Genomic DNA, 13527 nt, shown 5'->3' with positions numbered 1-13527 from the left:
CCACCCGATGCATCTGGGCCGTAATGTGCGGGCACGCCCGCGAAGGGGCCGGCACCGGTATAAAGCGGTACCATGTCCCCACGCCGCTTACCCTCCGGAGCCACCATGTCCCACCCCTTCGACACCCTCACCCCCGACCTGGTCCTGGACGCAGTGGAAAGCCTGGGCTTTCTCAGCGATGCGCGGGTGCTGGCGCTGAACAGCTACGAGAACCGCGTGTACCAGGTGGGCATCGAAGACGCGCAGCCGCTGATTGCCAAGTTCTACCGCCCAGGCCGCTGGAGCGATGCAGCCATCCTCGAAGAACACGCCTTCACGGCCGAACTCGCCGACTGTGAAGTCCCGGTGGTTGCGCCCCTGCAGCACGATGACCGCACCTTGTTCGAACACAAGGGCTTCCGCTTCACGCTGTTCCCCCGTCGCGGCGGCCACGCCCCCGAGCCTGGCAACCTCGACCAGTTGTATCGCCTGGGCCAGTTACTTGGCCGCCTGCATGCCGTGGGCGCCAGCAAGCCGTTCAAGCACCGCGAGGCACTGGCTGTGGACAACTTTGGCCACGCCTCGCTGAACACCTTGCTGGAGGGTAATTTTGTCCCGCGTGAACTGCTGCCGGCGTTCGAGTCCGTGGCCCGCGATCTGCTCAAGCGGGTGGAGGACATCTACGCTCGCACACCACACCAGCTCATCCGCCTGCACGGCGACCTGCACCCCGGCAACCTGATGCACCGTGACGACGTGTACCACGTGGTCGACCTCGACGACTGCCGCATGGGCCCAGCGGTGCAAGACCTGTGGATGATGCTGGCCGGCAACCGCGAGGAGCGCCTGGGGCAACTGGCCGAGCTGATCGACGGCTACAACGAGTTCCACGACTTCGACCCGCGCGAACTGGCCCTGATCGAGCCCCTGCGCGCCCTGCGCCAGCTGCACTATAGCGCTTGGCTGGCAAGGCGCTGGGACGACCCCGCGTTCCCGCCCAGCTTCCCTTGGTTTGGCCAGCCACGCTACTGGGGCGATCAGATTCTCGCCTTGCGCGAACAGATGGCGGCGCTGGATGAAGCACCGCTGAAATTGTTCTAGAAGCACGCCCGCCTCTGTCTACAATAGGCGTCGCTTTATTTAGCAACCTAAGCAAGGATTCTGCATGCACGCCGCAAACCCGCGTCGCGGATACATACTGGGCTTGAGCGCCTACATCATCTGGGGCCTTTTCCCCCTCTACTTCAAGGCAATCCAGAGCGTCCCGGCGGTGGAAATCATTGTCCACCGGGTGCTCTGGTCAGCACTGTTCGGCTCGCTGCTGCTACTGGTGTGGAAACACCCCGGCTGGTGGCGGGAACTGCGCAACAACCCGCGCCGGCTGGGCATCCTGGCACTGAGCGGGGCACTGATCGCCGGTAACTGGCTGACCTACGTGTGGTCGGTGAACAACGGCCGTATGCTCGAGGCCAGCCTGGGCTATTACATCAACCCGCTGATCAACGTACTGCTGGGCATGCTGATTCTTGGCGAGCGCCTGCGCCGCCTGCAATGGCTGGCGGTGGGCATGGCTGCCGTGGGTGTGGCGCAGCAGGTGTGGCAAGTGGGCAGCCTGCCGTGGGTGTCACTGGTGCTGGCGTTGAGCTTTGGCTTCTATGGGCTGATCCGTAAGCAGGCGCCGGTGGCGGCACTGCCCGGCCTGGTGGTGGAAACCTGGATGCTGGTGCCGCTGGCCCTTGGCTGGCTGCTGCTGCACCCGGCCGCGATGAGTGCCCAGGGCGCGTTCTATACCAGCAGCGAGGCGCTGTGGCTGATGGCGGCCGGGCCGGTGACGCTGGTGCCGCTGGTATGCTTCAACGCCGCCGCACGGCACTTGCCGTACACCACGCTGGGCTTCCTGCAGTACCTGGCACCGACCTTGGTGCTGTTGCAGGCTGTAGTGCTGTTCGATGAGCATTTGTCGTCGAGCACCCTGGCGGCCTTCATGTTCATCTGGGCAGGTTTGGCGATTTACAGCGTCGATGCATGGCTGAACTTGCGCAAACGTAGCTGATCAGAAAACGATCAAAACTCTGCAGGCCATGTAGCGCCTGGCCTGCAGAGACATCTCCATAGGTTATCCACACCCTCGTCCCCGCGCTTTGTGCACAAGCTGCTGATAATTGGGCATTTTTTGAGCAAAACCGTACAAGGCACGTGATACCTGGGCTGGAGAGGTACACCCCCAGGTTATCCACAGGGCCTTCCCCGTGATATCGGGATAACCGCAGGTGGCCGCTTCGCACCCCATCGCTACACAAGGCCGCCCCGCATTTGTCCGGTGTACGCAGGACCATGTGGGAAGCGGCCTTGTGTCGCGATTGGGCCGCAAAGCGGCCCCGGCAATCTCTGATCAATCCTCTGCCCGCAGCTTCAACTCCACCATCAAGTCATCCGCCAGGCTCTCCAGCCGCTGCTGCAGTTCTTCCAGCGGCAAGGTCAACGGCAACGCCAGCAATGCGTCGGCGTGGAACAACGGTTCACTGCTCATCGGCGCCGGCCGCACTTCTGTGGAAAACCGCTCGACGTTTACCTGCAGCTCAGCCAGCAAGCGAGTAATGTCCCGCACGATCCCCGGCCGGTCGTTACCCACCAGCTCCATGGCAATTGGCTTCCAGGTGCACGACGGCTCGATCCCGCTCTCGGCAATCAGCACGCGAATGTCATACCTGGCCAGCCCCTGCAGCGAGGCCACAAGCTCGGCGTAATTCTCTGCCGGCACCGCCACCCGCAGAATGCCAGCAAACTGCCCGGCCATACGCGACATGCGGCTTTCCAGCCAGTTACCACTGTGGTCGGCGATGCACTGGGCAATACGTTCGACCTGGCCGGCCTTGTCAGGGGCAATTACAGTCAGTACAAGATGATCCACAAGCCCTTCCTCGTGTCGGACCGCGCCGGGCGGCAGAAAATCGGGGGATCGAGTCAGTATAGGCAAGGCGCGGCAACCTGCCGCAGGGCAATCTGCACAGCCAATCGTGTACTGTTTCAAGATTTATCTGGAACAATCCACCTGTTTTTTGCGAACATACCCTCTCCCAGCGTGACCATACGCGACCAACGGGTCGCATAACGGCGCTTTTAGTCTGATTTTGCCCCGCCTACTGCTTCATGTAGTATCCCGTGGCGCGGACTACAAAACGTCGTTTGGATGTCTGCCAAGGCGCCTGTGAAAATACGCACACTGCCCGCCAGCCTGTCTGGCAGGCCGCACCCAGCCGCCCCCGAGCAAAACCGGGAGCATGCACTGGTGCCGTGTTTAGAGAAGCGCTACAGGCTTAATACAGAAGAGCGAAATAGCTGAGCAGAGTGAGGCAAGCAATGACTGGATACGTTCAAGTCGGTGGCCTTCAGGTCGCCAAGGTCCTGTACGACTTCGTGAACAACGAAGCCATCCCCGGGACCGGCATCGTCGCCGAGCAGTTCTGGGCGGGTGCAGAGAAGATCATCAATGACCTCGCTCCAAAGAACAAAGCCCTGCTCGCCAAGCGCGACGAGCTGCAAGCCAAGATCGACGCCTGGCACCAGGCACGCAAAGGCCAGGCCCACGACGCCGCAGCCTACAAAGCATTCCTCCAGGAAATCGGCTACCTGCTGCCACAAGCCGACGATTTCCAGGCCACCACCCAGAACGTGGACGAAGAAATCGCCCACATGGCCGGCCCACAACTGGTCGTGCCGGTGATGAACGCCCGCTTCGCCCTGAACGCCGCCAACGCCCGCTGGGGTTCGCTGTACGACGCCCTTTACGGCACCGACGCCATCAGCGATGAAGGCGGCGCCGAAAAAGGCCAGGGTTACAACAAGGTACGCGGCGACAAGGTCATCGCCTTCGCCCGCGCCTTCCTCGACGAAGCCGCGCCACTGGCCGCCGGCTCGCACGTTGACTCCACGGGCTACCGTATCGAAGGCGGCAAGCTGGTTGTTGCCTTGAAAGGCGGCAGCAACAGCGGCCTGCGCGACGATGCGCAACTGATCGGCTTCCACGGCGACGCCGCCGCGCCGACTGCCGTGTTGCTCAAGCACAACGGCCTGCACTTCGAAATCCAGGTCGATGCCAGCACCCCCGTCGGCAGCACCGACGCCGCTGGCGTCAAAGACATCCTGATGGAGTCGGCACTGACCACCATCATGGACTGCGAAGACTCGGTTGCAGCCGTAGACGCTGACGACAAAGTCATCGTCTACCGCAACTGGCTGGGCTTGATGAAAGGCGACCTGGCCGAAAGCGTGAGCAAGGGTGGCAAAACCTTCACCCGCACCATGAACCCGGACCGCGAGTACGCGGCGCCTAACGGCGGCAGCGTGACCCTGCACGGTCGTTCGTTGCTGTTCGTGCGCAACGTTGGCCACCTGATGACCAACCCGGCGATCCTCGATGCCCAAGGCAACGAAATCCCCGAAGGTATCCAGGATGGGCTGTTCACCAACCTGATCGCCCTGCACAACCTCAACGGCAACACCAGCCGCAAGAATACCCGCAGCGGCAGCGTGTACATCGTCAAGCCGAAGATGCACGGCCCTGAGGAAGTGGCCTTCGCCGCCGAGATCTTCAGCCAGGTCGAAGACCTGCTGGGCATGCCGCGCAACACCGTCAAGGTCGGCATCATGGACGAGGAACGCCGTACCACGGTCAACCTCAAATCCTGCATCAAGGCAGCCGCCGAGCGCGTGGCGTTCATCAACACCGGCTTCCTTGACCGCACTGGCGATGAAATCCACACCTCGATGGAAGCCGGCGCCGTGGTGCGCAAAGGTGCCATGAAGAACGAGAAGTGGATCGGCGCCTACGAAAACAACAACGTCGACGTTGGCCTGGCCACCGGCCTGCAAGGCCGTGCGCAGATCGGCAAAGGCATGTGGGCCATGCCTGACCTGATGGCCGCGATGCTCGAGCAGAAGATCGCCCACCCGCTGGCCGGTGCCAACACCGCCTGGGTACCGTCGCCAACTGCCGCCACCCTGCACGCCCTGCACTACCACAAGGTGGACGTACAGGCGCGTCAGCGTGAACTGGCTTCACGTACCCCGGCGTCGGTGGACGACATTCTGGCCATTCCGCTGGCTGCCGACACCAACTGGTCGGCCGAAGAGATCCGCAACGAGCTGGACAACAATGCCCAGGGCATTCTCGGCTACGTGGTGCGTTGGATCGACCAGGGCGTGGGTTGCTCGAAGGTGCCGGACATCAACAACGTCGGCCTGATGGAAGACCGTGCCACCCTGCGCATCTCTGCCCAGCTGCTGGCCAACTGGCTGCGCCACGGCGTGGTCAGCCAGGAGCAGGTGCTGGAAAGCCTCAAGCGCATGGCCGTGGTGGTCGATCAGCAGAACGCTGGCGACGCCCTGTACCGCCCGATGGCGCCGAACTTCGACGACAACGTGGCGTTCCAGGCGGCTGTAGAACTGGTAGTGGAAGGTGGCAAGCAACCGAACGGTTATACCGAACCGGTACTGCACCGCCGTCGCCGCGAGTTCAAGGCGCGTAACGGGTTGTAAGTAACATCTGCGCCAGGGGGCCGTTTTGCGGCCCCCTCGGCGCATCAACCCATTTTCAGTTCTTTCCTCACCAGCTCCAACAGCTTGACCAAATCCACCGGCTTGAGCAGGAAGTCCACCACCCCCAGGTGCATCACATCCACTGCTTCTTCCACATCGGTGTCACCCGACACCACAATGATCGACAACGCCGCCCGCTCCGACGCGCGAATTGTCCTGATCAAGTCCAGTCCACTTTCAGGCTGCATGCGCAAATCGGTAATCATCAACCCGATACGCTTCTGGTAGTGCAGGTACAACCTGGCTTCCTCGGCCCCATCCGCCCCCACCGCATCAATGCCCCGGCTTTTCAGGTACAGGATCAGCGCCTCACGGTTCACCGCGTTGTCATCCACCACCAGCACCAACGGTCTGGCTGCCACAGGCGCACTTTGGTTTATCACGGCCAAGGCCTCGCGCTCGGCGTCGCTCAGGATGTCGGTGTGCTCGGGCATGCTTTTCTCGTCAAAATAATTCCGCTTCAGCATTAGGACCGCATTACTTGCGTAACCCGTTTCGCCTTTCGTCGGGTCTTTGACAAGGGCGCTCATAGACTTACGTCCAATGGGCACCACCCCGCCGCAAGCCGACCATGGAGGCAGAGAACAACATGGCCGGTACCTATATATAGATATATATAGTTCGGCATAGCGATACGGTCAGTTTCATGAGCAAAAAGGACGCCTACAGCCAGGCGGGCAAGACAGCGGTACTGCAAAACATCCAAGGCACATTGCAGTTCCTGCAGCGCTTTCCGCCGTTCAATCAGATGGAGCACAGCCACCTGGCCTTCTTGGTCGAGCAGTGCCAGCTGCGCTTCTACGCCTGCGGTGAAAGCATCGTCAAACCTGCCGACGGGCCGGTCGAGCACTTCTACATCGTCAAGCAGGGCCGCGTGGTTGGCGAGCGCCAGCACCTGGCCAAACCGGGTGTCGAAACCACGTTCGAGATCACCAGCGGGGAGTGCTTCCCGCTGGCAGCCCTGCTGGGTGAGCGGGCAACCCGCACCGAGCACCTGGCTGGGGAAGACACCTTCTGCCTGCAACTGAACAAGGCCGCATTCATCCGCGTGTTCTCGATGTCTGAAGTGTTTCGGGATTTTGCCCTGCGCGGTGTCAGCAGCCTGCTTGATCAGGTCAATCAGCAAGTACGCCAGCGCGCTGTGGAAACCCTCGGCACCCAATACTCGCTGAACACCCCCCTGGGTGAACTGGCCATGCGTCACCCGGTGGTGTGCAGCGCCCATACGCCCCTGCGCGAAGCCGTGCGGCTGATGCACGAGCAACAGGTGGGCAGCATCGTGGTGGTCGACCCGCAGCGCTACCCCATCGGTATCTTCACCTTGCGCGACCTGCGCCAGGTGGTGGCGACAGTAGATGCCGACCTGGGCGCCGCCATCGACCGGCACATGACCGCCAAACCGTTCTACCTCCCACCCCAGGCCAGCGCCTTCGATGCCGCCATGGCCATGACCGAGCGGCATATTGCCCATGTCTGCCTGGTGGAAAACCGGCGCCTGTGCGGCGTGGTTTCCGAGCGCGACCTGTTCTCCCTGCAACGGGTCGATCTGGTTCACCTGGCGCGCACCATACGCCATGCGCCACGCCTGGATACGTTGGTTTCACTGCGCGGCGAAATCAGCCAGCTTGTAGAACGCATGCTGGCCCATGGCGCATCGTCGACGCAGATCACCCAGATCATTACTTTGCTCAACGACCATACCGTGTGCCGGGTCATCGAACTGGCCCTGGCCGAACGTGGCGACCCGGGCGTGCCGTTCAGCTGGCTGTGCTTTGGCAGCGAAGGGCGACGCGAGCAGACCCTGCACACCGACCAGGACAACGGCATCCTCTTCGAAGCGGTCGACAGCGCCGAGGCCGACGCCATCCGCGCTCGCCTGCTGCCGCTGGCGCAATACATCAACCAATGCCTGGCCCAGTGCGGTTTCACCCTGTGCATGGGTAACGTCATGGCCGGCAACCCCGAACTGTGCCTGTCGCGCAGCGAGTGGGCGCGGCGCTTTGCCGGGTTTGTTCGCGAAGCCAGCCCGGAGAACCTGTTGGGCTCGAGCATCTACTTCGACCTGCGGGTGGTGTGGGGCGACGAGCAAGGCTGCGAGCAGCTGCGCCAAGGCCTGCTGGCACAGGTAGCCGACAACCGCATCTTCCAGCGCATGATGGCTGACAACGCCCTGCGCCAACGCCCGCCGGTGGGCCGGTTGCGCGAGTTCGTGCTGACACGCCAGGGCAACGACAAGGCGGCGACCCTCGACCTCAAGGTCCAGGGCCTGACGCCCTTCGTGGATGGTGCCCGTTTGCTGGCCCTGGCCAATGGCATAGCTGCCTGCAATACCCTGGAGCGCCTACGCCAACTGGTGGCCAAGGGCGTGATCGAGCCGTTGGACGGCGCCGCCTATGAAGAGGCCTACCACTTCATCCAGCAAACCCGCATGCAGCAGCACCAGCGCCAGATACGCGACAACCTGCCTTACTCCAACCGGGTCGACCCGGACAGCCTCAACCACCTGGACCGGCGCATCCTGCGCGAGTCGCTGCGCCAGGCCCAGCGCCTGCAAAGCAGCCTGGCCTTGCGGTATCAGCTATGAGCCTGTTCGCCTGGCTGCGCCCCAGCGCGCCCGAGCTGGACCACGCCAAGCGCCAGCGCCTGGCCCGGTTGCCCAAGCCCGTGCCGCTGGGGGTATGTACCCTGCGTGAGCAGCGCTGGGTGGTGCTGGACCTGGAAACCAGCGGGCTCAACCCCAACCGTGATCAGGTACTGTCGATTGGGGCGGTGGCCATCGAAGACGGTGCCATCGACTTTGCCCAGCAGTTCGAACGCACATTGCACCGGCCTTTGCAGAAGACCAACGCCAGCGTACTGATCCACGGCTTGGGCCCCAGCGCATTGGCCGCCGGTTGCGACCCGGCCGAGGCCTTGCTGGATTTACTCGATTTCATTGGCAACAGCCCGGTGCTGGCGTTTCACGCGCCATTCGACCAGCGCATGCTGGCCCGTGCGCTGAAAGAGACCCTTGGGCATCGCTTGCAGTCGATGTTCCTCGACGTTGCCGAACTGGCACCGATGCTCAACCCAGACACGGTACTGCGCGAGGCCGGGCTGGATGACTGGGTGGCACGGTTTGGCTTGCAGGTTGAAGAACGCCATCATGCCAGTGCCGATGCCCAGGTGACTGCAGAACTGGCGCTGATCCTGTTCAGCCAGGCCCGGCGCCAGCAGCTGGACAGCCCGCTGCAGCTGGAGCAACGGTTGCGCGGGTGGCGACGGCGCAAGATGCAGAGTCATGGTTTGTAGGGCGTGGGATTTGCAGCGCCGGTGAGATCGAGCGCCGCCCGTGCGGCGCATCGCGAGCAAGCTCGATCCCACCGGCGCCACATAACTCAAACCAAGCCCCATGATGGCAATCCGATAAGCGTCCATTGCACCCACCCCCTCCCCTCTGCAACAATCGAGAATAATTATCGTTAGTTAATGCATTCGTTCCGGGGGGACGCTGCTTGTCTTCTGCACAAAGCCCACACGCCGATCTGGTCGGTGCGCTGTACCGCGACCACCGCGGCTGGCTGCTCGCCTGGCTGCAACGCAGCATGGCCTGCCGCCAACGTGCCGAAGACCTGAGCCAGGACACCTTCGTGCGCCTGCTTGGTCGTGAGCAACTGGAAACACCCCGCGAACCCCGCGCGTTTCTGGCCGCCGTGGCCAAGGGGCTGATGTTCGACCACTTCCGTCGCACCGCGCTGGAACAAGCCTACCTGGCCGAACTGGCATTGATCCCTGAAGCCGAACAGCCCTCGCCAGAAATGCAGCACCTGATCCTTGAAGACCTCAAAGCCATCGACCGCCTGCTCGGCAAGCTGTCGAGCAAGGCTCGCGCGGCGTTTCTGCACAGCCGCCTGGACGGCATGGGCCATGCCGAGATTGCCGAGCGCCTTGGCGTTTCGGTGTCGCGGGTGCGCCAGTACATCGCCCAAGGGATGCGCCAGTGCTATGTAGCCCTGTATGGGGAGCCGACGTGAGCAACGTCCCGGTTTCGTCCCGGGTCCTGGAAGCCGCGATTGCCTGGAAACTCAGCCTCGGCGACAGCAGCAACACGCCTGATGAGCGCAATGAATTCATGCGCTGGCATGCCGCCAGCGAAGAGCACGCACGTGCCTGGCGCCAGCTCGGCGCCATGGACCAACGCGTTAGCGCGGCGGCTGGCCCGGCACGCCAAGCGCTGCTGCAATCACGCGCCAGCCTGCGGCGACGCATTGGCAAGGTTGGCGGCGGGCTGGCTGGCACGTTTCTGCTCGGCGCGCTGCTGGCATGGGGCGGCGCCCCGTCGCTGGCACCCAGCTACTGGCTGGCTGACCAGCGCACCGCCACGGGAGAGTTGCGTACCTTGCGCCTGGAAGACGGCACACTGCTGAGCCTGAACACCCACACCGCCGTGGACATCGACTACGCCGGCGCGCAACGGGTGATCGTGCTGCACCAAGGCGAAATCTCGGTCGAAACCGGCCACCAGGACTCGCGCCCGCTGCTGGTACGCACTGAAGACGGTCGCTTGCGGCCACTGGGCACGCGCTTCCTGGTGCGCCGCGAAGCCGGCGGTACGCGCCTGGAAGTGCTGCAAGCCTCGGTTGCCGCCATGCCGCATAACAGCGGCGACGAACAGGTGCTGCGCGAAGGCCAGCAGGTGTTGATGAACGCCAACGGCCTCGGCGAGGTTGGCACGGTGCCTGCCGGTGCCGATGCCTGGACCCGCGGCATGCTGGTGGTCGACAACGTACGCCTGGGCGACCTGCTCGCCACACTGGGCCAGTACCGCAGCGGCTACCTCGGGGTGGATGCCAAGGTCGCCGACCTGCGTGTGACCGGCAGCTTCCCGCTGACCAACACCGACCTGGCGCTGGCCTCGCTGGTGCCGGCGTTGCCGGTGAAGATCGAGCGGCATACGCAGTGGTGGGTGAACGTCACGTCCAAATAGGCCGGGCCTGCTGACCAATTTCCACCCGCCGTTCACCGTTGCCGCCACCACCGTATTCGCGGGTAAACCCGCTCCTACCACGGTGGTGGGCACACATCACGGTCGTCGTAGGAGCGGGTTCACCCGCGAAGAGGCCGGGCCTGCTGACCAATTTCCACCCGCCGTTCACCGTTGCCGCCACCACCGTATTCGCGGGTAAACCCGCTCCTACCACGGTGGTGGACACACATCACGGTCGTCGTAGGAGCGGGTTCACCCGCGAAGAGGCCGGGCCTGCTGGCCAATTTCCACCCGCCGTTCACCGTTGCCGCCACCACCGTATTCGCGGGTAAACCCGCTCCTACCACGGTGGTGGACACACATCACGGTCGTCGTAGGAGCGGGTTCACCCGCGAAGAGGCCGGTGCTGGCAACCCACCTTTTAAATAATTCTCAATATTTTTCAGATTCACCCTGTCACTTTTCAGATCTCGCTCGGCAAGGAAGCAGCAAGCACTTACCCGTCGAGGAACCGCCGCATGTCCCGTGCCGTTGATCATATTCTGCGCCCCAGCCTGATGGCCCTGGCCATCGGCCTGGCTGCCCCGCTGACCAGCCCTGCCTTGTTCGCCGCCGAGCAATCCATGTCGCGCGCCTACAACCTGCCCAGCGCGCCACTGGCCACCACCCTCAACCAGATCGCCAGCCAGGCCGGCATTGCCTTGGCCATCGACCCGGCACTGGTCAGCGGACGCACCTCGGCCCCGGTAAGCGGCCAATACGACGGCCTGGGCGCCCTGCAAGCCGCCCTGAGCGGTACCGGCCTGCAGTTGCAGCAGAGCAGTGCGGGCAGCTACAGCCTGGTGGCCGTGCCGGATGGCACACTGGCCTTGCCGGAAACCACCGTGAATGCCACCAGCGCCAGCGAAAGCGCCTGGGGCCCGGTTGAGGGCTACGTGGCCAAGCGCACTGCTGCTGGCACCAAGACTGACACGGCACTTGTGGAGGTCCCCCGCTCCATCTCTGTGGCCACCCGCGAGCAAATGAAAGACCGCGGTGTACACAGCCTGGATGATGCAGTGCGCTATATGCCAGGTATCGTCTCCGCCAGCTTCGGCAGCGATACGCGGTATGACTGGATGCGCGTGCGCGGCTTCGAACCAACGCAATTCCTCGATGGGCTGCCGCTGCCACGCGGGGTGTATGCCAACCCGAAAGCCGAAACCTGGAACCTCGACCGCCTCGCCCTGCTGCGCGGCCCGGCCTCTTCGATCTACGGCCAGACCCCACCTGGCGGCCTGCTGGACATGGTCAGCCGCCGTCCGCAAGCGGAAAGCGCTCACGAAATCGAGCTTCAATACGGCAGCGACAACCATCGCCAGATCAACTTCGCCAGCACCGGCAAGATCGACGATGAAGGTCGCTTTCTCTATGGCGTCAGTGGCGTTATCCGTGACAGTGGCACCCAGATCGACCACATCGACAACAAGCGCTACAACATTGCCCCAAGCCTGACCTGGAACATTGACGAAGACACGACGCTGACCTTCCTGACCCAGTTCACCCGTGACGATACCGGTGCCACCAGCCAATTCCGGCCCATCCAGGGCACCAAGATCGACATGCCGTTCGGCAAGATCTCGCACCACAAGAACCTGGGTGACCCGGATTACGAGTTCTACGACCGTACTTACTACGCGCTGGGTTACGCCTTCGAACACCGCATCAACGACGTCTGGCAGTTCCGCCAGAACCTGCGCTACACCAAGTCAGACCTGTCGTTCCAGACCATCACCCCTGGCAGTTACTACGAGCCCGGCGGCCCGGTCAAAGACGATGGCACTGTCAGCCGCATGTCTACCAACACCGATGAAGACATCAGCCAGTTCGCGGTGGACAACAACTTCCAGGCGGACTTCGCTACCGGGGACATCAACCACACGCTGTTGATCGGTCTGGACCACCAGCGCATCAACACCAACTACCTGTCGATCTTCGACTTCACCGTGCCGGACAGCAACGTCAACAACCCGGTCTACGGGCTGCCGATCACTCGCCCGGATCGCTCGACCGCGTTTTACGACTACAACCAGAAAACCCGTCAGACCGGCCTGTATGTGCAGGACCAGATGGCGCTTGGTAACTGGCGCCTGACCCTGGGCGGTCGTGAAGACTGGGTGCACACCGGCACCAAGTTCTTCAACCAGGGCGATGCCACCAATACCCAGCGGGACAAGAAGTTCAGCGGCAACGCAGCCATCAGCTACGTGTTCGACTCGGGCTTCGTGCCGTACCTGTCCTATGCCGAGTCGTTCCAGCCGTCCAGCAATGCCAGTGTGTCAGCCTCGGACTCGTTCAAGCCCACCGAAGGCAAACAGTGGGAGCTGGGCGTGAAGTATCAGCCGCCGGGGTCCAACACCCTGTTGTCGGCAGCCGTGTACGACCTGACTCAGAAAAACGTCTCGGTCACCAACACGGTCGGTGGTGTGACCATCACCAGCCAGACCGGTGAAGTGAAAGTCCGCGGCCTTGAGCTGGAAGCGGTTTCCGATGTGACCGACAACCTGAAGGTAATTGCCGCCTACACCCTGGCCAAGTCCGAGGTGCAGGATGGCGATTTCAAAGGTAACCGCCTGCAACTGATGCCTAACCAGCAAGCGTCCATCTGGGGGGACTACACCTGGCACTCAGGCGTACTCGACGGCTTCGGCATCGGCCTGGGCGCGCGTTACACCGGTAATACCTACGGCGACCAAGGCAATACCTACCTGGGCAAGGCCAAGGCCTACACCGTCTTCGACGGGTCGGTGCATTACGACCTGGGTCGCCTGAACGGCAGCCTGAAGGGCGCGTCGGTCGCGGTCACCGCCACCAACCTGCTGAACAAGGACTACCTCTCTACTTGTGATGCGTACTACTGCTACTACGGCGATGAGCGCAGCGTTGTCGCCAGCGCCACTTACAAGTTCTGAGTGAGCTGGGGCCGCCTTGCGGCCCCGGGTTCC

At 62.9% G+C, this 13527-nt stretch carries 10 protein-coding genes; 8 read left to right on the top strand and 2 right to left on the bottom strand.

All coding sequences use genetic code 11. The annotated features are described in order from the left end of the window. Nucleotides 1-105 precede the first annotated feature (105 nt). Entirely contained in the window at nt 106-1080 is a 975-nt protein-coding gene (locus tag ACK59Z_RS12425; protein ID WP_003255617.1) for a serine/threonine protein kinase, read from the top strand. Nucleotides 1081-1144: 64 nt separating this feature from the next. Then, a complete protein-coding gene (gene rarD / locus ACK59Z_RS12420) occupies nt 1145-2032 on the top strand; it encodes an EamA family transporter RarD (protein WP_003255619.1) in 888 nt (295 codons plus the stop codon). A 339-nt stretch (nt 2033-2371) separates the two neighbouring features. Here the strand turns inward: rarD and ACK59Z_RS12415 are convergent, their stop codons facing one another. Continuing rightward, on the bottom strand, nt 2372-2890 hold the full coding sequence (locus ACK59Z_RS12415) for a glycine cleavage system protein R (RefSeq protein WP_010951709.1): 519 nt from the start codon (nt 2888-2890) through the stop codon (nt 2372-2374). Nucleotides 2891-3339: 449 nt separating this feature from the next. Between ACK59Z_RS12415 and ACK59Z_RS12410 the strand changes: the two genes are divergently transcribed. Then, on the top strand, nt 3340-5517 hold the full coding sequence (locus ACK59Z_RS12410; protein WP_003255621.1) for a malate synthase G: 2178 nt from the start codon (nt 3340-3342) through the stop codon (nt 5515-5517). Between the two features lie 44 nt (nt 5518-5561). On the opposite strand, the gene ACK59Z_RS12405 is transcribed toward ACK59Z_RS12410, so the two are convergent. After that, a complete protein-coding gene (locus ACK59Z_RS12405) occupies nt 5562-6107 on the bottom strand; it encodes a response regulator (RefSeq protein WP_108191832.1) in 546 nt (181 codons plus the stop codon). 116 nt (nt 6108-6223) lie between these two features. Here ACK59Z_RS12405 and ACK59Z_RS12400 point away from each other — a divergent pair, with 116 nt between their 5' ends. The 5 genes from ACK59Z_RS12400 to ACK59Z_RS12380 all read left to right on the top strand — a co-directional run bounded on the left by ACK59Z_RS12400 (nt 6224) and on the right by ACK59Z_RS12380 (nt 13494). Further along, nucleotides 6224-8161: a putative nucleotidyltransferase substrate binding domain-containing protein gene (locus tag ACK59Z_RS12400; RefSeq protein WP_108191833.1), complete on the top strand. Its 1938-nt coding sequence runs from the start codon at nt 6224-6226 to the stop codon at nt 8159-8161. After that, nucleotides 8158-8868, top strand: a complete 711-nt coding sequence (locus ACK59Z_RS12395) for a PolC-type DNA polymerase III (protein ID WP_011953275.1) — start codon at nt 8158-8160, stop codon at nt 8866-8868. Before ACK59Z_RS12400 ends, ACK59Z_RS12395 begins: the two co-directional genes overlap by 4 nt. A gap of 203 nt (nt 8869-9071) precedes the next feature. After that, nucleotides 9072-9590, top strand: coding sequence for an RNA polymerase sigma factor (locus ACK59Z_RS12390; protein WP_003255629.1), 519 nt, complete (start codon nt 9072-9074; stop codon nt 9588-9590). After that, a complete protein-coding gene (locus tag ACK59Z_RS12385; RefSeq protein WP_108191834.1) occupies nt 9587-10543 on the top strand; it encodes a FecR domain-containing protein in 957 nt (318 codons plus the stop codon). The genes ACK59Z_RS12390 and ACK59Z_RS12385 overlap by 4 nt, the downstream gene beginning before the upstream one ends. Before the next feature lie 518 nt (nt 10544-11061). Then, nucleotides 11062-13494, top strand: coding sequence for a TonB-dependent siderophore receptor (locus tag ACK59Z_RS12380; protein ID WP_003255632.1), 2433 nt, complete (start codon nt 11062-11064; stop codon nt 13492-13494). Nucleotides 13495-13527 lie beyond the last annotated feature (33 nt).

The organism is Pseudomonas sp. KCJK9058 (assembly GCF_046230975.1).
Classification (GTDB): Bacteria; Pseudomonadota; Gammaproteobacteria; order Pseudomonadales; family Pseudomonadaceae; genus Aquipseudomonas; species Aquipseudomonas alloputida.
The sequence above is the reverse complement of the archived record's forward strand: the minus strand, read 5'-3'. Positions and strand labels throughout refer to the sequence as shown.